The sequence below is a fragment of the Kitasatospora sp. NPDC053308 genome, from assembly GCF_055585785.1.
On the sequence record NZ_JBVJJY010000004.1, the window covers coordinates 571,576 to 594,601 of the forward strand.

The 23,026-nt window shown below is 73.8% G+C and carries 20 protein-coding genes; 11 read left to right on the forward strand and 9 right to left on the reverse strand.

Features of this window, described 5'->3' with window-relative positions:
• Positions 1-37: 37 nt before the first annotated feature.
• Both ACZ6Y7_RS13245 and ACZ6Y7_RS13250 read right to left on the reverse strand, forming a co-directional pair.
• Positions 38-940 carry a carbohydrate ABC transporter permease gene (locus tag ACZ6Y7_RS13245; protein WP_465757997.1) on the reverse strand — a complete coding sequence of 301 codons (903 nt, stop codon included), beginning with the start codon at positions 938-940 and terminating at the stop codon, positions 38-40.
• Positions 937-1,857 carry a carbohydrate ABC transporter permease gene (locus tag ACZ6Y7_RS13250; RefSeq protein ID WP_465757998.1) on the reverse strand — a complete coding sequence of 307 codons (921 nt, stop codon included), beginning with the start codon at positions 1,855-1,857 and terminating at the stop codon, positions 937-939. The genes ACZ6Y7_RS13245 and ACZ6Y7_RS13250 overlap by 4 nt, the downstream gene beginning before the upstream one ends.
• Before the next feature lie 205 nt (positions 1,858-2,062).
• On the opposite strand from ACZ6Y7_RS13250, the gene ACZ6Y7_RS13255 reads away from it, so the two are divergent.
• Positions 2,063-2,749: an SMI1/KNR4 family protein gene (locus ACZ6Y7_RS13255; RefSeq protein WP_465757999.1), complete on the forward strand. Its 687-nt coding sequence runs from the start codon at positions 2,063-2,065 to the stop codon at positions 2,747-2,749.
• A gap of 154 nt (positions 2,750-2,903) precedes the next feature.
• On the opposite strand, the gene ACZ6Y7_RS13260 is transcribed toward ACZ6Y7_RS13255, so the two are convergent.
• The 3 genes from ACZ6Y7_RS13260 to ACZ6Y7_RS13270 form a co-directional block, all read right to left on the reverse strand.
• A complete protein-coding gene (locus tag ACZ6Y7_RS13260) occupies positions 2,904-3,665 on the reverse strand; it encodes an SDR family NAD(P)-dependent oxidoreductase (protein ID WP_465758000.1) in 762 nt (253 codons plus the stop codon).
• Complete coding sequence (locus tag ACZ6Y7_RS13265; protein ID WP_465758001.1) at positions 3,662-5,182, reverse strand: MFS transporter; 1,521 nt, start codon at positions 5,180-5,182, stop codon at positions 3,662-3,664. Before ACZ6Y7_RS13265 ends, ACZ6Y7_RS13260 begins: the two co-directional genes overlap by 4 nt.
• Before the next feature lie 101 nt (positions 5,183-5,283).
• The gene (locus ACZ6Y7_RS13270) at positions 5,284-5,865 is read right to left on the reverse strand and encodes a TetR/AcrR family transcriptional regulator (RefSeq protein WP_465758002.1); all 582 of its coding nucleotides are present in this window, start codon (positions 5,863-5,865) and stop codon (positions 5,284-5,286) included.
• 169 nt (positions 5,866-6,034) lie between these two features.
• Here ACZ6Y7_RS13270 and ACZ6Y7_RS13275 point away from each other — a divergent pair, with 169 nt between their 5' ends.
• Entirely contained in the window at positions 6,035-6,520 is a 486-nt protein-coding gene (locus ACZ6Y7_RS13275; protein WP_465758003.1) for a DoxX family protein, read from the forward strand.
• Positions 6,521-6,550: 30 nt separating this feature from the next.
• Here the strand turns inward: ACZ6Y7_RS13275 and ACZ6Y7_RS13280 are convergent, their stop codons facing one another.
• The gene (locus ACZ6Y7_RS13280) at positions 6,551-6,865 is read right to left on the reverse strand and encodes an MTH1187 family thiamine-binding protein (protein WP_465758004.1); all 315 of its coding nucleotides are present in this window, start codon (positions 6,863-6,865) and stop codon (positions 6,551-6,553) included.
• A 125-nt stretch (positions 6,866-6,990) separates the two neighbouring features.
• Here ACZ6Y7_RS13280 and ACZ6Y7_RS13285 point away from each other — a divergent pair, with 125 nt between their 5' ends.
• Positions 6,991-8,265, forward strand: a complete 1,275-nt coding sequence (locus tag ACZ6Y7_RS13285; RefSeq protein WP_465758005.1) for an acyltransferase family protein — start codon at positions 6,991-6,993, stop codon at positions 8,263-8,265.
• A 176-nt stretch (positions 8,266-8,441) separates the two neighbouring features.
• Here the strand turns inward: ACZ6Y7_RS13285 and ACZ6Y7_RS13290 are convergent, their stop codons facing one another.
• Positions 8,442-9,932, reverse strand: a complete 1,491-nt coding sequence (locus ACZ6Y7_RS13290; RefSeq protein ID WP_465758032.1) for a SulP family inorganic anion transporter — start codon at positions 9,930-9,932, stop codon at positions 8,442-8,444.
• A gap of 931 nt (positions 9,933-10,863) precedes the next feature.
• On the opposite strand from ACZ6Y7_RS13290, the gene gcl reads away from it, so the two are divergent.
• The gene (gcl, locus tag ACZ6Y7_RS13295) at positions 10,864-12,645 is read left to right on the forward strand and encodes a glyoxylate carboligase (RefSeq protein ID WP_465758006.1); all 1,782 of its coding nucleotides are present in this window, start codon (positions 10,864-10,866) and stop codon (positions 12,643-12,645) included.
• A gap of 174 nt (positions 12,646-12,819) precedes the next feature.
• Positions 12,820-13,308, forward strand: coding sequence for a glutathione peroxidase (locus ACZ6Y7_RS13300; protein WP_465758007.1), 489 nt, complete (start codon positions 12,820-12,822; stop codon positions 13,306-13,308).
• 259 nt (positions 13,309-13,567) lie between these two features.
• On the opposite strand, the gene ACZ6Y7_RS13305 is transcribed toward ACZ6Y7_RS13300, so the two are convergent.
• Positions 13,568-14,491, reverse strand: a complete 924-nt coding sequence (locus ACZ6Y7_RS13305) for a LysR family transcriptional regulator (protein ID WP_465758008.1) — start codon at positions 14,489-14,491, stop codon at positions 13,568-13,570.
• 96 nt (positions 14,492-14,587) lie between these two features.
• On the opposite strand from ACZ6Y7_RS13305, the gene ACZ6Y7_RS13310 reads away from it, so the two are divergent.
• From ACZ6Y7_RS13310 to ACZ6Y7_RS13325, 4 genes are all read left to right on the forward strand, one after another.
• Positions 14,588-15,292 (forward strand): succinate dehydrogenase cytochrome b subunit, encoded by a 705-nt coding sequence (locus ACZ6Y7_RS13310; RefSeq protein WP_465758009.1) that lies wholly within the window; start codon positions 14,588-14,590, stop codon positions 15,290-15,292.
• Positions 15,289-17,232: a fumarate reductase/succinate dehydrogenase flavoprotein subunit gene (locus tag ACZ6Y7_RS13315; RefSeq protein ID WP_465758010.1), complete on the forward strand. Its 1,944-nt coding sequence runs from the start codon at positions 15,289-15,291 to the stop codon at positions 17,230-17,232. Before ACZ6Y7_RS13310 ends, ACZ6Y7_RS13315 begins: the two co-directional genes overlap by 4 nt.
• Positions 17,229-17,966 (forward strand): succinate dehydrogenase/fumarate reductase iron-sulfur subunit, encoded by a 738-nt coding sequence (locus ACZ6Y7_RS13320; protein ID WP_402215454.1) that lies wholly within the window; start codon positions 17,229-17,231, stop codon positions 17,964-17,966. The genes ACZ6Y7_RS13315 and ACZ6Y7_RS13320 overlap by 4 nt, the downstream gene beginning before the upstream one ends.
• A gap of 358 nt (positions 17,967-18,324) precedes the next feature.
• Positions 18,325-18,639, forward strand: a complete 315-nt coding sequence (locus ACZ6Y7_RS13325; protein ID WP_465758011.1) for a hypothetical protein — start codon at positions 18,325-18,327, stop codon at positions 18,637-18,639.
• Positions 18,640-18,658: 19 nt separating this feature from the next.
• Here the strand turns inward: ACZ6Y7_RS13325 and ACZ6Y7_RS13330 are convergent, their stop codons facing one another.
• Positions 18,659-19,597, reverse strand: coding sequence for a DUF2797 domain-containing protein (locus tag ACZ6Y7_RS13330; protein ID WP_465758012.1), 939 nt, complete (start codon positions 19,595-19,597; stop codon positions 18,659-18,661).
• 560 nt (positions 19,598-20,157) lie between these two features.
• On the opposite strand from ACZ6Y7_RS13330, the gene ACZ6Y7_RS13335 reads away from it, so the two are divergent.
• Together ACZ6Y7_RS13335 and ACZ6Y7_RS13340 are read left to right on the forward strand one after the other, a co-directional pair.
• Positions 20,158-22,317: a restriction endonuclease gene (locus ACZ6Y7_RS13335; protein ID WP_465758013.1), complete on the forward strand. Its 2,160-nt coding sequence runs from the start codon at positions 20,158-20,160 to the stop codon at positions 22,315-22,317.
• 225 nt (positions 22,318-22,542) lie between these two features.
• Positions 22,543-23,026 (forward strand): ABC transporter ATP-binding protein (locus ACZ6Y7_RS13340; RefSeq protein ID WP_465758014.1); only part of this gene is annotated, 484 nt, incomplete at its 3' end.

Here is a 23,026-nt window from a genome sequence, read left to right on the forward strand (position 1 = left end):
ATGGACGGAACTGGACGGACGTGGACGGTACGGGCGGTCAGCGCACCGCGCCCGCGGTGAGGCCGCGGACGATGAACCGCTGGCCGAAGACCACCAGGGCGAGGGTGGGCAGCAGGGAGAGCACGACGCCGGCCAGGATCAGCCCGGGATCGGCCATTTCGGCGTCGCGCAGCGAGGTGAGACCGATCTGCAGGGTCTGCATGTTCGCCGTGCGGGTGATGATCAGCGGCCAGAAGTACTGGTTCCAGGCGGACAGGAAGACGTAGATCGACAGGGCCGCCAGGGCGGGCTTGTTGAGCGGGACGACGATCCGCCACAGGAAGCGCCAATGGCCGGCGCCGTCGATCCGGGCGGCGTCGCGCAGTTCGCCGGGCAGCTGGCGGAAGGCCTGGCGCAGCATGAAGGTGCCGAACCCGGAGGCGAGGAAGGGCAGCACCAGGCCGAAGTAGGTGTTGCCGAGTCCCCAGCCCGACAGCGTCAGGTAGTTGGGGATGATGATGGCCTCCCAGGGGACCATCAGCGTCGCCAGGAACACCCCGAACACCGCCGCCCGCGCCTTCAGCGGCAGGAAGACGAAGGCGTACGCGGCGAGGACCGAGGTGAACAGCTGGGCGAGGGTGATGGCGGTCGCCACGATCGCCGAGTTGGCGTACTGGCGGGCCAGCGGGATCGCGTCCACCGCGCCGGAGAAGTTCCGCCCGGTGACCGAGTGCGGCACCAGCGCGGGCGGGTAGGAGGACAGTTCGGACGGGCCCATGAAGGCACCGGCGACGGCGTAGTACACCGGGAAGGCCACGGTGACGACCGCGGCGGCGAGCAGCAGGTGGACGGCGGCGCGGCCGAGCAGGTCGCGCGCGGAGCGCCCGGCGAGGACGCCGGTGCGCGGGCGGGGCGCCTTCGACGCCTCGGGCGCGGCGGCTTCGGTGGCGATGCCGGTCATGCGTAGTGCACCTTCCGCTCCAGGACGCCGAACTGGACGGCCGTACAGGCGAGGACGACCACGAGCAGCACCACGGCCTGGGCACTCGCGGTGCCGAAGTCGCTGGAACCGTAGGCGAAGGCCTTCTCGTAGACGGAGTAGACGAGGGTCCGGGTGGAGCCGTCCGGCCCGCCCTTGGTGAGGATGTGGATCTGGCCGAAGCTCTGCAGCGCGTGGACGGTGGAGACGACGGTCAGGAAGAACAGGTGCGGGCCGAGCATCGGGACGGTGATCGAGCGGGCCAGCCGCAGGCCGGAGGCGCCGTCGATCCGGGCCGCCTCGACGACCTCGCCCGGGATCGAGCCGATGCCGGCCGAGAGCACCAGGACGTTGTAGCCGAGGTTCATCCAGACCGTGGTGGCGGCCACCGAGACCAGCGCGTAGCGGGAGTCGGTCAGCCAGCCGATCGGGCCGAGGCCGACGTGCGAGAGCAGGCCGTTGAGCACGCCGCTGGCGGGGTTGAAGAACACCGCGAAGACCACCGAGGCGCTGGCCACCGAGAAGGCGAAGGGCAGCGCGAAGGCGGAGCGCAGCAGCCGCACGCCCCGGATCCGGTTCTCCAGGAGCAGCACCAGCGCCAGCGCGCCGAGCACCCCGGGCACCACGGTGAGCAGCGTGAACAGCGCGGTGGTGACGAGGGTGCGGCGGAAGTCCGGCGAGGTCAGCAGGTCGGTGTAGTGCTTGAACCCGACGTAGCGGGAGGGCGCGCCGAAGAGGTCGTTGGCATGCCCGCTCAGGTAGAGGGTCCGGCCCAGCGGGTAGCCGATGAAGAGGACGAAGACCACCAGGGAGGGCAACAGGAAGGCCCAGGCGAGCCCGTGTTCGCCCCAGCGGCTTCGGCGGCCCGCCCGGGGCGCGGTGTGCGGTGCGGTCGGCATGCGGTGCGCGTCCGCCTTTCGTGATGTCGGTTCCGGCCGAAACCGTGTCCTGCCCACACGACGCGGCGGGAACCCCGCAGTGATCAACCGGTGTCCCGGGGATTACGCGTTCGCGTCAGATTCGGCCGGTCGTGGCCGGACGGGCTCCCGGCCCGGCCGTCGGGCACTCCGGGGCGTTGTCGGAGGGGTGCCGTACGGTGCGCGGGTGGACGAAACGGAATTCGACGTACGGGCCGCAATGGCCGAAAGTGAGCGTGACCGCGCGGGCTCCTGGGCACTCGTCGAAGGCTTCGCCGCGTACTGGGGCGAGCCGCTGGGGCCGGACGACGGCTTCCCCGAGGCCGAACTCGCCACCGCCGAGCGGCGTCTGGGCCTGCCGCTGCCGGCGGCGCTGCGCGAGGCGTACCGACTGTTCGGCCGCCGGGCGGACCTGACGAGCAACCACGACGTGCTGCTGACGCCGGACGAACTGTTCGTGCTGGACGGCGCGCTGGTGTACCGCGCGGAGAACCAGGGCTGCGCGCACTGGGGCGTGCCGCTCGGCGGGCTGGAGGAGGAGGACCCGCCGACGGTCGTGCGGCTGGACCTCGCGGACAAGGCGCAGGAGCGCTGGGAGCCCTGGGAGGAGCGCTTCTCGACGGCGGCCGCGGTGATGGCGATGACGGAGAAGCTGCTGGAGGACCACGAGCTGACCGACTTCGTCGCGTCCGAGGACGTGCTGCCGGACGGCTTCGAGGAGTTGCCCGCGCTGGGTCGCGGCTGCCGCTGGTACCGGGGACCGGACGTGCTGGTCTCGGTGGTCGACGGAGCCTGGATGACGGCCCGGGCACGCACCCCGCAGGCGCTGGAGGCGCTCTACGAGGCGGTGCCCGGGGACTGGTCGGGAGAGTAGCGGCCCGAACCGGGTCGGCCGGTGGGCCGGGGTCGGCGGGTGGGCCGAGGCCGGCGGGTGGGCCGAGGCCGGCCGGTGGGCCGGGGTCGGCGGGTGGGCCGAGGCCGGCGGGTGGGCCGGGGCCGGCTGGTGGAGGGTCAGGCGGGGGGCTGAGTCACGCGGTGGAGCCGCCGTCCAGCACGAGGTCGCTGCCGACGGCGTAGCCCGCCTCGTCCGAGGCCAGGTACAGCACCGCGGCGGCGATCTCCGTCACCGCGCCGGCCCGGCCGACCGGGACGTCGGACCGCATCCGCTCCGCCTTGGCCTCGGCGCTCTCGCCCGGCCGGCCGGACATCGGGGTGTCCACCGCGCCCGGGCTGACGGTGTTGATCCGCACCCCGTCGGCGATGTGGTCGAGGGCGGCGGCCCGGGTGACCGCGGTCACGGCGGCCTTGCTGGCGGCGTAGGCCCCGAGGTTCGGGACCCGCTTGTGGACGCCGACGTTGGAGGACACGTTGACGATCGCGCCGCCGCCGTGGGCCCGCATGTGGCCGATCTGGTGCTTCATGGCGAGCAGGGTGCCGGTGACGTTGATGTCGAACAGCCGCCGCCACTCGGCCTCGTCGATGTCGGCGACCGGGCCGAGCGCGCCGAGCACCCCGGCGTTGTTGACGGCGACGTCCAGCCCGCCGAACCGCTCGACCGTCTCGCGGACCAGCCGGGCGGCGTCGTCCGCGCGCGCCACGTCGCCGGTCAGCGCGATCGCCTTCCCGCCGGCCCGCTCGATCAGCTCGACGGTCTCGGTGAGCGGGGCGGCGGTCCGGCCCGCGACGGCGACCCGGGCGCCCTCCCGGGCGAAGGCGAGCGCGATGGCCCGCCCGATGCCGCTGCCGCCGCCGGTGACCAGGACGGACTTGTCGGCGAAACGCGTGGTCATGGTGTGAACTCCTCGATCGGGTTGGTGGGTTCTGCTGCGGTGGTACTCGGGAGGGGTGCGGCGGTGGTCATGGGTGCCGGCGGACCGCCGGCCCGGGGCAGGGTGGCGACCGCGACGGCGGTGAGCGCCAGCCCGGCGGCGGCCGCCGCGAAGGCCGCCGCGTAGCCGCCGACGACGGTCGGACGGGTGGCGGCGAGCGCCATCAGGGCGGCCAGTCCGGCGGTGGGGCCGAGTTCCATGGCCGTGTTGAACACTCCGGCGGCCAGACCGGTGCGCTCGGGCGCCACCCCGCCGGTGGCGAGGACGGCCGCACCGGCGAAGGCGGCGGCGGCTCCGGCGGGCAGCAGGAGCAGTCCGGGCAGCAGCCCGGTCGCGTACCCGCTGTCGGGGGCGAGCCCGGCGAGCAGGCCGAGCCCGGCGCCCGCCACGGCGAGGCCGCCCGCGGTGACCGGCACCGGCCCGTACCGGGAGGTCAGCGCTCCGGCCGCCCGACCGGCCAGGATCAGCACGGCCGCGTACGGGAGGAAGGCGGCGGAGGTGGCGGCGGCGCTCCAGCCGCGCAGCTGCTGGAGGTAGAGCGAGAGCAGGACGAAGGTCAGCGCGGTGCCGGCGGCGGTGGCCATGACGGCGGCGAGGGCGGTGCCACGGCGCCGGTCGGCCAGGAAGCCGGGCGGCAGCAGCGGGTCGGCGGCGCGGCGTTCGACGGCCGCGAAGGCGACCAGCAGAGCCGTCCCGGCGAGCAGCGGACCGTACACCTCGGGGCTGGACCAGCCGCGTTCGGCGGAGCCGACGAGCGCGTGGCTCAGGGCGCAGACACCGGCGGTGGAGAGCACCGCGCCACGCAGGTCGAGCCCGGGGCGGCCCCCGGCGGGTGCGGTGGACGCGGTCGATGCGGTGGACGCGGTCGATGCGGTGGGCCCGGCGGGTCCGTCGGCGGTGGGCCCGGCGGGTCCGTCGGCGGTGGGCAGCGCGCCGGAGCGGGCGAGGCCGGCCAAGGCGACCAGGACGGGCACCGCGAACAGCCAGCGCCAGGAGACCGCGGCGGCGACGGCGCCCGACACCACGCTGCCGACGGTCGCACCGAGTACCGAGAGACCGCCCCAGGTGGCCATCGCCCGCCGGTAGTCGGCCGGTCGGGGATAAAGCACCCGGACCACCGCGACCGCCGCCGGCGCGGTGAGGGCCGCCCCCGCGCCCTGGACGAAGCGGCTCGCCACCAGGACGGCGTAGCCCGGTGCGAGGGCGCAGAGGACCGAGGCCGCGCCGAGCAGCGCCAGGCCCCAACGGAGCACCCGGCGTCCGCCGTGGCGGTCGGTCAGCCGCCCGCCGAGGAGCAACAGCGAGCTGAACGCGAGCCCGTAGGAGGCGCTCAGCAGCAGCTCTCCGGACGGGCCGAGCCCGAATTCCCGGGCCACCAGCGGCAGCGGCACGGTGAGGATCATGATCGTGAAGACCAGCACCGCCTGCACCGCGCCGAGCAGGGCGAAGCCGGAGCGCGCGGACCTGGCTGTACCCATGGGAAACCCCCCTCCCCTATAAAGACCGTTCGATCCACAATGACGGCACAACAGGGCGCCCGACCACCCCGCCAACGAGCACCGGGCTCCCGAACCGGACGTCAGTCCAGCAGCGCCAGCGCCTGCTCGGCCGCGTCCCGAACCCGGGCCGCGCCGTCGGCGGTCCTGCCCATCACCCGCATGCCCTGCATCAGCACCATCAGCATCCGCGCGAGGGCCCGGGGCTCCCGCCCGGCGGGCAGTTCGCCCTGCGCCCCGGCGCGGACCAGGGCGGCGGTCAGCACCGTCTCCAGGTGACCGAGGCTGGCCCCCACCCGGCGGGCCGCCGCCGCGTCGTGCGGGACCAGCTCGACCACGGTGTTGACGACGAAGCAGCCGCGCTTGAGCGGATCCTCGGCCGACTCCTCCGCGTACCGGCGCACCAGAGCGCGGACGGCCGGCAGCACCGGTCCGGGCTGGGAGAGTTCGGCGAGCAGCACCGGGTCGGTCTGCTCGGCGTAGCGTTCCAGCGCGCGGAGGTAGAGCTCGTGCTTGCTGCCGAAGGTCGCGTAGATGCTGGCCCGGGCGATGCCGAGCCCTTCGACCAGGTCGGCCATCGAGGTGGCCTCGTAGCCGCGCCGCCAGAACAGCTCCAGGGCCGCCTGCAGCACCGCGTCCGGGTCGAATTCCTTCGTTCGCGCCATGCCCAGAACCCTAGCCCTTTCGAGATCGATCGGTCAAGAAAAAGGGGCTGGATCGAAGAACTTGACGACTTGGGCCAGCATTATGACGGTGCATTGACAATTCAACAAAACCAAGCCTAGCCTTACCGCCCCGCACGTCCTTCCCCCCACGCACAGGAGGCGTTCCGGCATGTCCACACCCTTCCCCCATGAGCGGCGTCAGGCCGTCAAGGCCGCCGACGCGGCCCGCCCCCTGGTCCTGACAGCCTTTCGGATCGTCGTCGCCCTGCTCTTCGCCTGCCACGGCGCCGCCTCGCTGTTCGGCGTCCTCGGCGGCGCCAAGGGCGGCGGCACCATCCCGCTCGGCCAGTGGCCGGGCTGGTACGCCGCACTGATCCAGCTGGTCGGCGGCGTCCTGGTCCTGGTCGGCGCCGGCACCAGGACGGCCGCCCTGCTCTGCTCCGGCTCGATGGCCTACGCCTACTTCACCGTCCACCAGGAGCACGCGCTGCTGCCGCTGCAGAACGGGGGCGAGGCCTCGGTGATGTTCTGCTGGGCGTTCCTGGCCATCGCGGTGCTCGGCTCCGGGCCGTACGCGCTGGACCGGCTGCTCGCCCGCGGGCCGGCGGCGGGGGCGGGGGCCGAGCCCGCGGGCCGGCCGTCGTCCACCGTCTGAGGCCCGTCCCCGGTCACGCGCCCGGCCCCGTCAGTCCCGCGCCGGGCCCCCGTCCTCGGCCAGGTGCCGCTCGACCGAGGCGACCTTGGCGGTGAGGCCGTCGGTGACCCCGGCCCGGTCGTCGATCTTGATGACCGTGCTCACCCGGTTGCTGTGGGCCTTCACCGCCTCGATCGCCTCCTTGATCACCGGCATCACCTCGTCCCACTCCCCCTCGATGCTGGTGAACATGGCGTCCGTACGGTTCGGCAACCCGCTCCTGCGGACCACCCGGACGGCGGCGGCCACCGCCTCCCCCACGTCCTCGCCGATCCCCAGCGGGGTCACCGAAAATGCTGCGATCACGTTCCCACCTCTCCTCGTGTCGACGGCACCGGTCATCCGGTCCACAGCCTAGACAGGGCCACGGACGGCGGTGGTGCGGCCAGCCGGTATCGTTCACGCTCGTCAATCACGAGCCAGGGAACCCGATGCCGAACCGAATATCCGCGACCGCACGCGTGTGGAGATCACGCGGCACCGTCGCCGAGCTTTTCTCCGGGCGGAACAACAGCCTGGGGTTCATCCGCTTGGTGATGGCGTCCTCCGTGATCGTGTCCCACGCCGGTCCCATCGCCTTCGGCAAGGAGAGCCTGTTCAACGCCGCGTTCCACGGGCAGACGAACCTCGGCAACCTCGCGGTGTACGGCTTCTTCGTACTCTCGGGCATCCTCGTCACGCGGAGCGGCGCCCGGCTCGGCGTCGGCCGTTTCCTCTGGCACCGCGCCCTCCGGCTACTGCCGGGCCTGTGGGTCTGCCTGCTGGTGACCGGTTTCGTGATCGCGCCGCTGATGTACCACCGGCTGCACGGCGGGCTGAGCGGCTTCTGGGAGCACCGGGCGACACCGCTCGGATTCCTCCGGCACAACCTGCTGGCCGGCCAGTACCAGTCCGAGGTCGGCGGCGTGATGACGGGCGGAGCCCGGGTCGGCCGAATCCTGGTACCGGAGTTCAACGGCTCGCTCTGGTCGCTGCGGTACGAGATGCTCTGCTACGCGGGCGTGGCCCTGCTCGCCTGGTCGGGCGCGCTGCGCCGGGCGCGCCGGGTGGTCCTGGTGATCACCGTGTGGTTCGGCCTGATCCAGCTCGGCGACGCCCTCGAAAGCCGCTACCTCAACCCGGCGACCGTCGTGCGGACGGTGATCCGGATCCCGCACATGGGAGGGGTCAGCCCGAGCCTTCTGATCCCGCTGATCATCGCCTTCGGCCTCGGTGCCCTGATCGAGCTCTACAAGGACCGGATCCGGATCAACGACGTCTGGGGAGTGCTGGCGGGGACCGTCTTCGTCACCACGCTCTTCCAGGGTTGGTTCTTCATGATCGGGCTGCCGGCCTTCGCCTACCTGCTGCTGTGGCTGGCGATCCGCCTGCCGAAGCCCCTCCGGAAGGTCGGGGCCAGGAACGACATCTCCTACGGGCTCTACATCTACGGCTTTCCGATCGAGCAGCTCCTGTTGGTGATGGGCGCCACGAAATACGGCCGGGTCGGCTACGTCGTACTGGCCCTCGCGCTGAGTGCGGCGCTGGCCGGGCTCTCCTGGCACCTGGTCGAACGCCCGGCGCTGAAGGTGAAGGACATCAGGATCCCGCTGCGCCGCAGGCGTCCCGCGCCGGTAGCCGACGCGATCGTCCTCCCCAGGCAGCGGCAGACGGAACCGCAGACGGAACCGCAGGCCAGCGCGAGCACGCAGCCGGTGGCCGGATAGCGGTGTGCCGGTAGTGGGCGCTCCGATAACGCGAGCAGGGGGGCGATCCGCCCGGGGCGGGTGCCCCGGGCCCCGCAGCTCAGGTTGCGACCACTGCGGGGTGTGATGGCCGCCGCGTCCACGCCCCTGCTCCTGGTCGCGGCCCGGGCCGGGCCGCGACCAGGCTAACCAGACCGTCAGGCCACCGAAGGCAGCGGCGGTTCGACGGCCAGCGGGGCGGTGGAGCGGGCGCGGTGCTGGGCGGCCCAGGAGGCGAGGGCGACGGTGCAGGCGTGGTCCAGGTGGCGCAGCCCGGACCAGTCCAGCTCGACCGGCCGGTCGTCCGGCAGCCGTTCCAGGGCGTCCAGCAGCCGGGGCAGCCGCAGGAAGGTGGCGTTGCCGCTCAGCCGGACCCGGTGCAGCGCCTGGCCGGTGGGCAGCACCCGTTCCTCCACCGCGATCTGCAGGTGCGAGGTCTGCCAGGCGGACTTGACCACCGCCAGGCCGACGCCGATCAGCACCCCCTCGAACAGGTCGGTGGCGATGATCGCGACCGCCGTCACCACCAGGACCACCGCCTCGCCCCGGTGGGCGCGGCAGAGGGCGGCGATCCGGCGCAGCGGCACCAGCTTGGCGCCGGCGTGCACCAGGACGGCGGCCAGCGCGGTGAGCGGGACGAGTCCGAGCGCGCCGGGCAGCAGCGCGGTGAACAGCAGCAGCCAGCCGCCGTGCAGGACCCGGGAGGCCTTGGTGCGGGCACCGGCCTGCACGTTGGTGGCGCTGCGGACGATCACCGCGGTCATCGGCAGGGCGCCGAGCAGCCCGCAGACGGTGTTGCCGACGCCCTGGGCGGTGAGTTCGCGGTCGTAGTCGGTGCGCGGGCCGTGGTGCATCCGGTCGACGGCGGCGGCGCTGAACAGCGTCTCGGCGGAGGCGATCAGGGTGAAGGCGACGACCGTGCCGATCCCGGCGGTGCCGGCCAGTGCGCCGAGCGCGTCGCGGCCGGGCAGCCGGACCACGTCCAGCAGGCCCTCGACCCGGATCCGGGCCACCGGCAGGTCGGCGGCGGCGGTGACGGCGGCGGCCAGTCCGACGGCGGCCAGCGGCGCGGGCACGGCGCGGGCGGCCCGTTCCGGCAGGTACGTCCAGCCGACCAGGACGAGCAGCGTGCCGAGGCCGAGGGCGACCGCGCTCGGGTTGGCCGCGGCGCTCAAGGCGTCCCCCAGCAGGGCGGGCAGTCCGGCGATCTTCTCCGGCCCGGTGGCGGGGGCGCGGCGGTCGGCGAGCGCGTACAGCTGGCCAAGGACCAGGGTCAGTCCGATGCCGGCCAGCATGCCGTGCACCACCGAGGCGGACATGGCGCGGAACCAGCGGCCGAGCTTCAGCGCGCCCATCGCCAGCTGGAGCAGACCGGTGGCCAGCACCAGCAGGCCGAGCGCGCCGACGCCGAACTCCCGCACCGCGTCGGCCACCAGGACGGTGAGCCCGGCGGCCGGACCGCTGACCTGGAGGCTGCTGCCGGGCAGGGCGCCGACCACCAGGCCTCCGACGATGCCGGTGACCAGTCCGAGTTCGGCCGGGACGCCGGAGGCCACGGCCACCCCGACGCAGAGCGGCAGGGCGACCAGGAACACCACCAGCGAGGCGGGCACGTCCCGCCGCCAGGGCACGGCGCGCAGCGCCGCGATCGGGGGCCGGGGGCGGCCCGGCGGGGAGTCCTTCCGGGGGCGGCCCGGCGGGCTCGCGCTCCGGTGCGGCGGGCGGCTCACCCGGTCACCGCCGGGGGTCGGGCAGGGGTGCAGCAGCGCATGGGTACGTTCCTTCCGCGCGCCCGCCGCTGCGGGCGCGCCGTTGCAGGACGGGAGGGGCCGTGAGCGGTGGGGGCCGTACGGGGCGACGGCCGGACCGGGGCGGAAAGCCGGGCAGAGGGGCCGGGAGGGCAACCGGGCAGGGGCGCGGGAGGGAAACCGGGCAGAGGAGCCAAGCGGGGGCGGAGGGGCGGGAGAAGGGGACGGGACGAGCGGAGCGGGAAGCCCGGGGCAGCGGCGGCGACGGCGGTGCGGCCGCGTCCGGGCGGACCGGCGGACGGCGGCGGACGGCGGCGGGTGTCGGTGCGGTGCGGTGCGGTGCGGTCAGGGGTGCGTCCCGGCTCGGGTGCGACTCGCCGGGCGCGCCGGTCCTGGACGGGCCCGCCGGCGGAGTCCCCCACTGCCGTCCGGCGCTCCCGAACCCCCTGCCGACCCCCCTGTCGAACCCCCTGCCGCGGCCTCGGTCGGACGGCGCGGGCCCGGCGTGCCACCGACGGTACCCAGGGCGGCGGAGCGGGCCCCCCTCGGGCACCGTCCCTTCACCCGGGCTGCACACGGGCCGCGCTTTCCGGCGCGGAACGACGGCCTCCTCCCGTACACCCGCACGAGCATCGCTCGTTCGTACGGGATCCCCCTGGCTGACCTGCCAATTCCACTAAGGCGCGGACTGACACATTCTGTTGAAGCCCCCCTTGACGCCCCGAGGAGGCCCGCCCTACCTTGTTTCCACATACAGAAACCGTTCTTCCGTATGGTGGAATTCAGGAGATGAGCCCTCCGAGCCACTGCGGGCCGACGCAGGAGAAACCCGATGCCTCGTATGACAGCCGCCCGCGCGGCCGTGGAGATCCTCAAGCTCGAAGGCGTTGAGGTCGCGTTCGGCGTGCCGGGCGCGGCGATCAACCCGTTCTACGCCGCCCTCAAGGCCTCCGGCGGGATCAAGCACACACTGGCCCGGCACGTCGAGGGCGCCTCGCACATGGCCGAGGGCTACACCCGCGCCAAGGCCGGCAACATCGGGGTCTGCATCGGCACCTCCGGTCCGGCCGGCACCGACATGATCACCGGCCTGTACTCGGCGATCGCCGACTCCATCCCGATCCTGTGCATCACCGGTCAGGCGCCCGTCGCCCGGCTGCACAAGGAGGACTTCCAGGCCGTCGACATCGCCTCGATCGCCAAGCCGGTCACCAAGGCCGCGACCACCGTCCTGGAGGCCGCGCAGGTCCCCGGCGTGTTCCAGCAGGCCTTCCACCTGATGCGCTCCGGCCGTCCGGGCCCGGTCCTGATCGACCTGCCGATCGACGTCCAGCTGACCGAGATCGACTTCGACCCGGAGGCCTACCAGCCGCTCCCGGTCTACAAGCCGGCCGCCAACCGGATCCAGATCGAGAAGGCCATCGCGCTGCTCCAGGAGTCGGAGCGCCCGCTGATCGTGGCCGGCGGCGGCGTCATCAACGCCGACGCGTCCGCGCTGCTGCTGGAGTTCGCCGAGCTCACCGGCGTCCCGGTGATCCCGACCCTGATGGGCTGGGGCATCGTCCCGGACGACCACGAGCTGAACGCCGGCATGGTCGGCCTGCAGACCTCCCACCGCTACGGCAACGAGAACTTCCTCGCCTCCGACTTCGTCCTCGGCATCGGCAACCGCTGGGCCAACCGCCACACCGGCGGCCTGGACGTCTACACCGCCGGCCGGAAGTTCGTCCACGTCGACGTCGAGCCGACCCAGATCGGCAAGATCTTCGCCCCGGACCTCGGCATCGCCTCCGACGCCAAGGCCGCGCTGGAGCTCTTCGTCCAGGTCGCCGGGGAGCTCAAGGCCGCCGGGCAGCTCAAGGACCGCAGCGCGTGGGCCGCCTCCACCCAGGAGCGCAAGGCCACGCTGCAGCGCCGCACCCACTTCGACAACGTGCCGCTCAAGCCGCAGCGCGTCTACGAGGAGATGAACCGGGCGTTCGGGCCGGAGACCCGCTACGTCACCACCATCGGCCTCTCCCAGATCGCCGGGGCGCAGATGCTGCACGTCTACAAGCCCCGGCACTGGATCAACTGCGGCCAGGCGGGCCCGCTCGGCTGGACCATCCCGGCCGCGCTGGGCGTCGCCACCGCCGACCCCGAGGGCCAGGTCGTCGCGCTCTCCGGCGACTACGACTTCCAGTTCATGATCGAGGAGCTGGCGGTCGGCGCGCAGCACCGCATCCCGTACGTCCACGTGCTGGTCAACAACTCCTACCTGGGCCTGATCCGCCAGGCGCAGCGCAACTTCGACATCGACTTCCAGGTCAAGCTGGAGTTCGAGAACCTCAACTCGCCGGAGCTGGGCGTCTACGGCGTGGACCACGTCAAGGTCGCCGAAGGCCTGGGCTGCAAGGCGATCCGGGTCACCCGGCCCGAGGACCTGCTGCCGGCGTTCGAGGAGGCCAAGAAGCTGGCCGCCGAGTTCCGCGTCCCGGTCGTGGTCGAGGCGATCCTGGAGCGGGTCACCAACATCTCGATGAGCGGCAACGACATCGACAAGGTCAACGAGTTCGAGGAGCTCGCCACCCTGCCCGAGCACGCGCCGACGGCCGTCAAGCCGCTCGCGCTCTGACGACGGCGCGCCACCGGTAGCACCCCGGCCCCGGCGCGAGGGGGCGTACGAGCCGCTCCGTACGCCCCCCCGCGCCCGGAACACCGGCGGCGCCCGCGCGGTTGACCCCTCCGGGGCCGCTACCGTGTGCCCGGGCAGAAACCCGCTGCCGACCTGCCGAAAGGACCACCACCCGTGAGCCTGTACGACATCCCGCTGCGCACCCTCGCCGGCGAGCCCACCTCGCTGGCCGACCACAAGGGCAAGGCGCTGCTGATCGTCAACGTCGCCTCCAAGTGCGGCCTGACGCCGCAGTACGCCGGCCTGGAGCGCCTGCAGGAGCGCTACGCCGAGCGCGGCTTCACCGTGCTGGGCTTCCCGTGCAACCAGTTCGCCGGGCAGGAGCCGGGCAGCGCCGAGGAGATCCAGACCTTCTGCTCCACCACCTACGGCGTCTCCTTCCCCCTGTTCGAGAAGATCGACGTCAACGGCGAGGACCGGCACCCGCTGTACCAGCAGCTGACCCGGGTCGCCGACGCCGAGGGCCAGGCCGGGGACGTCTCCTGGAACTTCGAGAAGTTCCTGATCTCCCCGGACGGCACCGTGGCCGCCCGCATCCGCCCGCGCGTGGAGCCGGAGTCGGAGGAGCTGGTCGCCGCCCTGGAGGCGATCCTCCCGGCCTGACGCCGACGCCGCACGCTGCCCCGGAGACCGCGAAGGGACCCGGAGGACGCCCGGAAGCGGCCCGGAACTGGCCCGGACGGGGCAGGACGGGCCAGGGATGGCCCGGAGCGCAGCCCGCGCTCCGGGCCTTCGTGCTCTCCCGGCGAGGTCCGGCCCGCGGCCTTCATCTCACGGCGGGCGGCACCCCGGAGCGGGGCCGGCGCGGGGCCCGGAGCGGCACCCCGGAGCGGGGCCGGGCGGCGTGGCCGGTCCTTCTCGGTCAGGAGAGCAACAGCCGGGTGCCGGGCGGGAGTTCGCCCGCGCCGGCGGCGTCGTCCAGATGGGCCAGCAGGGTGCCGCGCAGGGCCTCGGCAGCGCGGGTGAGGGGCACCTCGCGGCCGTGGGCGACGGCGATGGTGCGGCCCAGGCCCGGACCGGCGAACGGGGTGACGGCGAGGCCGGAGCGGGCCGCGACCATGCCGGGGACGACGGCCGGGCCGATGCCCGCCCGGACGAAGCCCAGCACCGCGTCCATCTCGCCGCCCTCCACCGCGAACTCCGGCTCGAAGCCGGCCGCCCGGCAGGCCGCCAGGGTCGCCTCGCGCACGTCGTAGCCCTCCCGGAACATCACCAGCGGGCGCCCCCTGAGCTCCGTCACCCGGGCCCTGCGCCGGGCCCGCCGCTCCGCGGAGACCAGCACCAGCTCCTCGTGCAGCAGCTCGGTGACGGCGAGGGCGGGCGCCTGCTCCCCGCTCGGCGGGGTGATGATCAGCGCGAGGTCCAGCTCCCCGGCGGCCAGCGAGCGGACCAGGTCGCGCGAGCCCCCCTCGCGGACCACCAGCGCCACCCCCGGGTAGCGGTCCCGGAACACCCGCAGGACGTCCGGCACCAGGCTGGTGCACAGGCTCGGCGGGGCCCCCAGCCGGACCCGGCCGCGGCGCAGCTGCACCGTCTCCTGGACGGCCAGCCGGGCGCTCTCGGTGTCCGCCAGGATGCGCCGGGCCAGCGGCAGCAGGGCGTCCCCGGCGTCGGTCAGGGCGATGTTGCCCCGGGTGCGGTGGAACAGCTCGGCCCCCAACTCCCGCTCCAGTGCCCTGATCTGTTGCGAGAGGGACGGCTGTGCCACGTGCGCGGCCTCGGCCGCCCGGGTGAAGTGGCGGGTCTCGGCGACGGCCAGGAAGTAGCGGAGTTGCTGGAGCTGCACCCGCCCAGGATAGGCCGCTTCGATAGCCGGCGCCTATCGCCACGAGGCGCATCATGTCTTGGACGTACCCTGGGAGCCGTCCCTACCGTTGCCGTCATGACAACCGCGACTCGGACGGGCCGGCATCCGTCCACCCTGGCGACACTGTGGCGGTCGACCGTCGGCAAGAAGGCGGTCATGGCCGTCACCGGACTGGTCATGCTGCTGTACCTGGTCGCGCACATGCTGGGCAACCTCAAGGTGTTCTTCGGCCCGGACGACATCAACGGCTACGCGGCCTGGCTGCGCACCATCGGGCAGCCGTTCCTCGGCCACGAGTGGTTCCTGTGGATCGCCAGGGTCGGTCTGGTGGCGGCCGTCGTGCTGCACGGCGTCTCGGCGTACCAGCTCAGCCGCCGCGACCTCGCCGCCCGCCCCAGTAAGTACGCGCACAAGCGCCGCCGGGCGAGCTACGCGACCCGGACCATGCGCTGGGGCGGGGTGATCCTCGGTCTGTTCATCGTCTGGCACATCCTCGACCTGACCACGCTGACCGTGAACCCGGTCGCCGAGCACGGCCACGTCTACCAGAACGTCGTGGGCACCTTCGGCCGCTGGTACAGCGACGTGTTCTACATCCTCGCGGTGGTGGCCCTCGGCTTCCACATCCGGCACGGCTTCTGGAGCGCCGCCCAGACCCTCGGTGCCAACAACGCCCGCCGCGACAAGGCGCTCAAGCTGACCGCCGACGGCCTGGCCCTGCTGCTGACCGTGGGCTTCCTGTCCGTCCCCGTGGCCGTGATGACCGGAGTCGTGAAGTGAGCTACCTCGACTACACCCTCGGCGCGCCGATCGCCGACACCAAGGCCCCCGCCGGGCCGATCGAACAGCGCTGGGACCAGCGGCGGTTCGACGCCAAGCTGGTCAACCCGGCGAACCGGCGCAAGCACACCGTGATCGTGGTCGGCACCGGCCTGGCCGGCGGCGCGGCCGGCGCCACCCTGGCCGAACAGGGCTACCACGTGGTCCAGTTCTGCTTCCAGGACTCCCCCCGGCGCGCCCACTCGATCGCCGCCCAGGGCGGCATCAACGCGGCCAAGAACTACCGCAACGACGGCGACTCCGTGCGCCGGCTGTTCTACGACACCGTCAAGGGCGGCGACTTCCGCGCCCGCGAGTCCAACGTCCACCGGCTCGCCCAGGTGTCGGTGGAGATCATCGACCAGTGCGTGGCCCAGGGCGTCCCGTTCGCCCGGGAGTACGGCGGCCTGCTGGACACCCGCTCCTTCGGCGGCGTACAGGTCTCCCGCACCTTCTACGCCCGCGGCCAGACCGGCCAGCAGCTGCTGCTCGGCGCCTACCAGGCGCTCTCCCGGCAGATCGCCGCCGGGAACGTGGAGCTGCACCCGCGCACCGAGATGCTGGACCTCCTGGTGGTCGACGGCCGGGCCCGCGGCATCGTCGCCCGCGACCTGGTCACCGGCGAGATCCGCTCGTACACCGCGGACGCCGTCGTCCTCGCCAGCGGCGGCTACGGCAACGTCTTCTACCTCTCCACCAACGCCAAGAACTCCAACGCCACCGCGATCTGGCGGGCGCACCGGCGCGGCGCGTACTTCGCCAACCCGTGCTTCACCCAGATCCACCCGACCTGCATCCCGCGCTCGGGCGACCACCAGTCCAAGCTCACCCTGATGAGCGAGTCACTGCGCAACGACGGCCGGATCTGGGTGCCCAAGGCCCAGGGCGACACCCGGCCGCCGGCCGAGATCCCCGAGGACGAACGGGACTACTACCTGGAGCGGATCTACCCGTCCTTCGGGAACCTGGTGCCGCGCGACATCGCGTCCCGAGCCGCCAAGAACGTCTGCGACGAGGGCCGCGGCGTCGGCCCCGGCGGCCAGGGCGTGTACCTGGACTTCGCCGACGCGATCCGCCGGCTGGGCCGGGACGCCGTCGAGGCCAAGTACGGCAACCTCTTCGAGATGTACGAGCGGATCACCGCCGAGGACCCGTACCGGGTGCCGATGCGGATCTACCCGGCGATCCACTACACCATGGGCGGACTGTGGGTCGACTACGACCTGCAGACCACCGTGCCCGGCCTGTTCGCGATCGGGGAGGCCAACTTCTCCGACCACGGCGCCAACCGGCTCGGCGCCAGCGCGCTGATGCAGGGCCTCGCCGACGGCTACTTCGTGCTGCCGCCCACCCTCAACGACTACCTGGCCCGCAACCCGCTGCCCGCCGTCCCCGCCGACCACCCGGTGCTCACCGAGACCGAGGCCGAGGTCGAGGACCGGCTCCACCTGATCCTCGCCGTGGACGGCGACCGCACCCCGGACTCCTTCCACCGCGAACTCGGCGAACTGCTCTGGGACGAGTGCGGCATGGCCCGCGACGAGGCCGGCCTGAAGCGGGCCCTGCGGCGGATCCCCGAACTGCGCGAGGAGTTCTGGCGCCGGATCAAGGTACCCGGCACCGGGCAGGAGCTCAACCAGTCGCTGGAGAAGGCCAACCGGCTCGTCGACTACTTCGAGCTGGCCGAGCTGATGTGCCTGGACGCGCTGCACCGCGCCGAGTCCTGCGGCGGCCACTTCCGCACCGAGAGCCAGACCCCCGAGGGCGAGGCCGCCCGGCACGACGAGGAGTACGCCTACGCCGCCGCCTGGGAGTTCACCGGCACCGGCGCGGCACCCGTCCTGCACCGCGAGGTGCTCGACTTCGAGTACGTCCACCCCACCCAGCGGAGCTACGCATGAACCTCACCCTGCGCATCTGGCGCCAGGCGGGCCCGGACGCACCCGGGTCGATGACCACCTACCAGGTCAGCGGCATCAGCCCGGACATGTCCTTCCTGGAGATGCTGGACACCCTCAACGAGGAGCTGATCACCCGCGGCGACCAGCCCGTCGCCTTCGACCACGACTGCCGCGAGGGGATCTGCGGCGCCTGCGGCATGGTCATCAACGGCCAGGCGCACGGCCCCGAGCGGACCACCACCTGCCAGCTGCACATGCGGCACTTCCGCGACGGCGACACCATCGACGTCGAGCCCTGGCGGGCGGCCGCCTTCCCGGTGGTCAAGGACCTGGTGGTGGACCGCTCGGCCTTCGACCGGATCATCGGCTCCGGTGGCTACATCACCGCCCCCACCGGCAGCGCCCCCGACGCGCACGCCACGCCCGTCCCCAAGGACGCCGCCGACACCGCCTTCGAGCACGCCGAGTGCATCGGCTGCGGCGCCTGCGTGGCGGCCTGCCCGAACGGCTCGGCGATGCTCTTCACCTCCGCCAAGGTCGTCCACCTCAACGTGCTGCCGCAGGGCGCGCCGGAACGGGCCTCCCGGGTGCGGAACATGGTCGCGGCGATGGACGCCGAGGGCTTCGGCGGCTGCACCAACACCGGTGAGTGCGCCACCGCCTGTCCCAAGGGCATCCCGCTGCCCAGCATCGCCGCGATGAACCGGGAGTTCCTGCGGGCCGCCCGCGGCTGACGCTCCGCCTCCCCCTCGATCCGGTCGGGTCCCCGACCGTCGGCCCCTCGCCGTGGTGCTCACGCGAGGGGCCGCCGTCGTCCCCCGGGGCGTGCGGGGGCGTTTCGCGCTCCCCGTACGGGTGGTGGATCGTCATGACCGGTGCTCCCGCACGGGAAATCGCGCTACGGTGGTGCTCCGCGAGGGAGGGACGGCATATGCCCGAGGTTCAGTCCTGTTCCGGCTGCGGCGGGTCCGGGGGGACCCAGAAGACCGAGGCAACGGTCGAACTGGACGAGGAAGGAAGCATGGTGCCCAGGATCCACGAGTTCTGGTCGCCCTGTGGTCGGTGCCACGGATCCGGGACGGTGATCGTCGGATGAGGTTGGTCTTCGAGTGCGTCGAGTGCGGCGGGCACTACCTGCCGCCGGAGAGCATGCGGTACCCGGACGGGCCGGCCTCGCCGGTCTGGTGCGCCGGCTGCCAGAGCGCCCAGCACGCGGCCGGGGTCCGGGAGGACCCGCAGCTCGCCCGCGTCGCCCTGGCCGCCGCCCGGGCCGCGCTCGCCCGGCGCGCCGCCGACACGGCCGACGCCGCCGAGTGGGGCGCCCGCTCCGACGTCCGCCCGTCCCGGCCCCCGCTGTCCCGCCGCGCCCGCTCGGGCCCCGGCGGGGTGCGCAGCAAGCTGGGCTGACCGGCGGGCCCGCCCGGCCTCAGAACAGCGCCTCCTGGGTGTCCGGCTCCGGCGGGCGGACCCGCTCCTGCAGGGACAGCCCCTCGGACGGGCGGCCCGCGACGGGGGCCAGCGTCCAGCCGGTGAGCCGGCGGGTGTCCAGCAGCAGCGGGCCGGAGCCGTCCGCCTGGTCGAGGAACAGGTGCTTGCCGATCGGCGGCCGCAACCGGCCCGCGATCACCGCGCCGTCGGCCAGCCCGATGATCTCCCGGTAGGACTCCGGGGCGCCGCCGGCCAGGCCGTAGCGCTCGACGTGGTCCACCACCGGGCGGTCGGCGAGCAGCTCCACGGCGTGGCCGTCCAGTAGCCGGTGCGCCCGGGCCCGCGCCTCGCCGAGGACCGCGCGGCGGTACGGGGCGTCGCCCTGCGACCACCACTGCTCGGCCTTCAGCCGGGAGGTGTACCGCTCGCGGGCCAGGCCGGAGGCGGCGACGGTGAGTTCGGCGCGGCGCACCGCGGGCAGTCCGCCGCGGGCGGTGAACGCGTAGGCCGGCGCGCCCTGTTCGAGGAGCCGGCTGTCACCGCGCTGCTCGGCGGTCAGGCCGACCTTCAGCAGGCCCTCGCCGAACCAGGCGAGGTAGAGCAGGTAGGTGCGGCCGTCGTCGAGGATCTGGTCGCGCGCGAGGGCGAGGCCCCGGTCCACGCTCTGGCAGGCCGGGCACTGCGTCGCGCCCCCGTCCGGATCGATCACCGCGTGGTGCGGGCAGGGCGTGCGTTCCGCCGCCCCGACCAGCCAGGCCCCGGTGCAGCGCCGCGGCCCGCCGATCAGCCAGCCGACCTCCGCGCCGGGCTCCACGACGCGCTCGTGCACCCGGGCGCCGCGGACGGCACCGAGCACGGCGCGGCCGTCCTGCCAGCTCAGACCGGTGGAGACCCAGCCGCCGGGCCGGTCCGGCCGCTGCGGTGCGGGGATCGTCACGGGCATCCCTCCCTGTGGCTACGCGACCAGTCGAGGCTACCCGGCACCACCGACAGCGGTCGTCCGGCGGCCGGCGCCCCTCCTCGAAGGCTGCGGGGGCGCACGGTGCACCCCGGCCTGCGGCCGCCCCGGACGGCGGCACCGCGTGGGTCGGGAGCGGCACCTTCGACGGCGCCGCGAGCGGGCGGGCCCTGGCCGGCGCGAACGGCGTGGCGGCCCCCGGCCCGGAGGAACGGCCCGGCGCGGCGCGTCGGTGTCCCGGCACGGCCGCCCGGGATGCCGACGCGCCGTCAGCGCGCCCGCGCGGCGTCCGTCCCGCGCCGGGAAGCCCCGCAGGTCGTGGGGGCTTGGCCGGGCCGGGTGTCCACGTTCTATTGTGGCGGGCGCGGTCGGCGGCGTGGCCCGGAGGCGACGACGCGCGACCCGGCCCGTCGGCGAGGACGCGACGAGGTGCGCGCCCCCGGGGGTGCCTGCCCGCCGGAGGCCGGGAAGCGTCGCCCGCGGGCGGGAGTTCGAGGACGGGCCGAGGGTCCGCACGAGGTGAATGGGGTGGACGGACGGTGTCGGGGCGGCGGAACAGCGGGGTGCTGGCGGTCTGGGCGGAGGCGCAGCGGCAGCAGCAGCGCCGGGAGGAGGCCCGGTGGCGCGCCGAGGCGGCGGAGGCGCGCCGGCGGGAGCGGGAGCAGCGCGAGGCGCAGCGGGCGGCCGCCCGGAACGAGCGGGACGCGCAGCGCGCGTACCAGCAGTCGCGGGAGGCGGAGGCGGCCCGGCGGACGGCCGAACTGGACGCCCGCGTGGAGGAGTTGACGTCGCTGCTGGCCGCCGGGCTGGCCGCTCCGGCGTTCGGTCCGCAGGCGCTGCTGGCGCCGAGCGCGGTGCCGCCGTTCGATCCGGGGCCGCTGGGCGTGCCGGTGGAGATGCCGGACCAGGCCTCCAGCGCCTACTTCGTGCCGCCGCCGGATCCGGTGCAGGCCCGCAACCCGGGTGTGCGGCGCCAGTACGAGCAGTACCTGGCGCAGGCCCGGGCCCGGTTCGAGCAGGACTGGTACGCCGCGCAGGCCCGGGAGGCGGACCGGCAGCAGCGGCTGGCCGCGTACCACCGGGAGTACCTGGCCTGGGCGGAGGGGTGCCGCCGGCAGGACGAGGAGCGCGGCGCCCGGACGGAGGAGTTGCTGCGGCGGCTGCGGGCGGGTGAGCCGGAGGCGGTGCAGGAGTACTTCACGGCGGGCCTGTACGCCTCGGCGGGCTGGCCGGAGGGCTTCCCGCACCGGCTGGCGGCGGCCTTCGACGCGGCCGGCCGGCAGCTGGTGGTGAACTGGGAGCTGCCGGGGCCGGACGTGGTGCCGGCGGCCGCCCGGGTGCGGTACGTGAAGTCGGACGACCGGGAGGCCGAGGTGGCCCGCCCGGCGACGGAGCGCAAGGCGCTGTACCGGCGGATCCTGGCGCAGTCGGCGCTGCGGGTGGTGGCGGAGGTGTACCGGGCGGACCGGGACGGGCTGCTGGACTCGGTGGTGCTCAACGGCTTCGTGCTGGGCATCGACCCGGCGACCGGCCGGGAGGCCGAGCGCTTCGTGTCCACGCTGACGGCGACCCGGGCCGGTTTCGCCGGGCTGGCGCTGGACCGGGTGGACCCGGTGGAGTGCTTCCAGGGCCTGGGCGGCCGCATGTCGGCGCGCCCGGAGCGGCTGGACGAGGTGCGGCCGGACCGGCGGCCGGAGACGGTGGGCGGGAGCCTGGCCGGGCACGGCGGCGAGGACGAGCCGGACCTCTTCGCGATGGATCCGCTGGACTTCGAGGACCTGATCGCCGAGCTGTTCCGGCTGCGCGGCTTCCGGGTGATGACCACGGCCCGCAGCGGCGACGTCGGGGTGGACGTGATCGCCGAGGACCTGGACCCGGTGACCGGCGGCAAGATCGTGATCCAGGCGAAGCGCTACAAGAAGACCGTCCCGCCGACGGCCGTGCGCGACCTGGAGTCCACCGTCCGCCACCACGGCGCGATCAAGGGCATCCTGGTGACCACCGCGGGCTTCGGCCGCGGCTCGTACAGCTACATCGAGGGCAAGCCGCTGACCCTGGTGAGCGGCCCGGAGCTGGTCGAGCTGCTGGCCGAGCAGGGCCTGCGCGGTCGGCTCGGCGACGGCGGCGGTCCGGCTGCCGCGGGTCGCGCCGCCCCCGCCGAGGGGGAGGCCGGGAGGGCCGGCCGGGAGACCGCCGTCACGGTGAGCTGGCAGAGCCGGACGGCCGGCGGGGACGCGGTGGAGCTGGACGTCACCGCCTTCCTGTGCGCCGGCGGCCGGGTGCTGAGCGACGAGCACTTCGTGTTCTTCAACAGCCCGCAGGACCCGGACGGCGCGGTGCGGCTGCACCCCACCCGTTCGGTGCCGGGCGAGCCGGTCCGGGCGGCCCGGCTGACCTTGGACCTGCACCGGGTGCCGGCCACGGTCGAGGAGGTGGTGCTCGCGGTCTCGACCGAGGAGGAGGAGCACCCGGCCCTGCCGCTCGGCTACGTGCACGGACTGGCGGTCACCGCCGCGTACGGGCCGGGCGCGTCCGGTCCGGCCGACTGGGCGGGCGGCACGGGCGGGGTGCCGGACAGCGCGATGCTGCTGGGCGCCTTCCGGCGGGCGGGCGGGGCCTGGGAGTTCAGCCCCTCCGGCCGGGTGGTGACGAACGGTCTGGCCGGTTTGGCGGCCGCCTTCGGCGTCGCGGTGGAGTGAGGCGTGCTGACGGTTCCCGCCGGGCGCGCGAACCGTCGGACACGCCGTGGCCCTCGGACCGTGATCCCTCAGGGGTCGGGGTCATACCTGAGGAGGAGAGGCTCCCCGCCGCACCGCCGGGTCGGCGGGGGCCGACCGTCCGCTCGGCATACACATCGCGGAGGAACGCCTTGGGAGGATGGACTGGAGTCAGATTTTCCGTTTATTCCGTCCCCAGGAGTCCACGTGACGTTCCCCGCCACCGCCGTCCGCACCGGCCGGACGGCCGCCCGCGCCACCGGCCTGAACAAGGTCTACGGGGAGGGCGAGACCCGCGTCGTCGCCCTCGACGACGTCAGCGTGGCCTTCCCGCAGGGCGAGTTCACCGCGATCATGGGCCCCTCCGGCTCCGGCAAGTCCACCCTCATGCACTGCATGGCCGGCCTCGACACCGTCACCTCCGGCTCCTCCACCATCGGCGACACCGAACTCGTCGGCCTCAAGGACAAGCAGCTCACCCAGCTGCGCCGCGACCACATCGGCTTCGTCTTCCAGGCCTTCAACCTCCTCCCCACCCTGACCGCCCTGGAGAACATCACGCTCCCGATGGACATCGCCGGCCGCAAGGTCGACCGGGCCTGGCTCGACCGCGTCGTCGACACCGTCGGCCTCTCCGGCCGCCTCAACCACCGCCCCTCCCAGCTCTCCGGCGGCCAGCAGCAGCGCGTCG

Excerpts from the sequence above, each read along its gene's own strand:
- ACZ6Y7_RS13265 (WP_465758001.1), bottom strand. The coding sequence starts at position 5,182 with ATGGGTACAGCCAGGTCCGCGCGCTCCGGCTTCGCCCTGCTCGGCGCG.
- gcl (WP_465758006.1), top strand. The coding sequence starts at position 10,864 with ATGCCTCGTATGACAGCCGCCCGCGCGGCCGTGGAGATCCTCAAGCTC.
- ACZ6Y7_RS13270 (WP_465758002.1), bottom strand. The coding sequence starts at position 5,865 with ATGGCGCGAACGAAGGAATTCGACCCGGACGCGGTGCTGCAGGCGGCC.
- ACZ6Y7_RS13245 (WP_465757997.1), bottom strand. The coding sequence starts at position 940 with ATGACCGGCATCGCCACCGAAGCCGCCGCGCCCGAGGCGTCGAAGGCG.
- ACZ6Y7_RS13285 (WP_465758005.1), top strand. The coding sequence starts at position 6,991 with ATGCCGAACCGAATATCCGCGACCGCACGCGTGTGGAGATCACGCGGC.
- ACZ6Y7_RS13320 (WP_402215454.1), top strand. The coding sequence starts at position 17,229 with ATGAACCTCACCCTGCGCATCTGGCGCCAGGCGGGCCCGGACGCACCC.
- ACZ6Y7_RS13250 (WP_465757998.1), bottom strand. The coding sequence starts at position 1,857 with ATGCCGACCGCACCGCACACCGCGCCCCGGGCGGGCCGCCGAAGCCGC.
- ACZ6Y7_RS13310 (WP_465758009.1), top strand. The coding sequence starts at position 14,588 with ATGACAACCGCGACTCGGACGGGCCGGCATCCGTCCACCCTGGCGACA.
- ACZ6Y7_RS13260 (WP_465758000.1), bottom strand. The coding sequence starts at position 3,665 with ATGACCACGCGTTTCGCCGACAAGTCCGTCCTGGTCACCGGCGGCGGC.
- ACZ6Y7_RS13275 (WP_465758003.1), top strand. The coding sequence starts at position 6,035 with ATGTCCACACCCTTCCCCCATGAGCGGCGTCAGGCCGTCAAGGCCGCC.
- ACZ6Y7_RS13325 (WP_465758011.1), top strand. The coding sequence starts at position 18,325 with ATGAGGTTGGTCTTCGAGTGCGTCGAGTGCGGCGGGCACTACCTGCCG.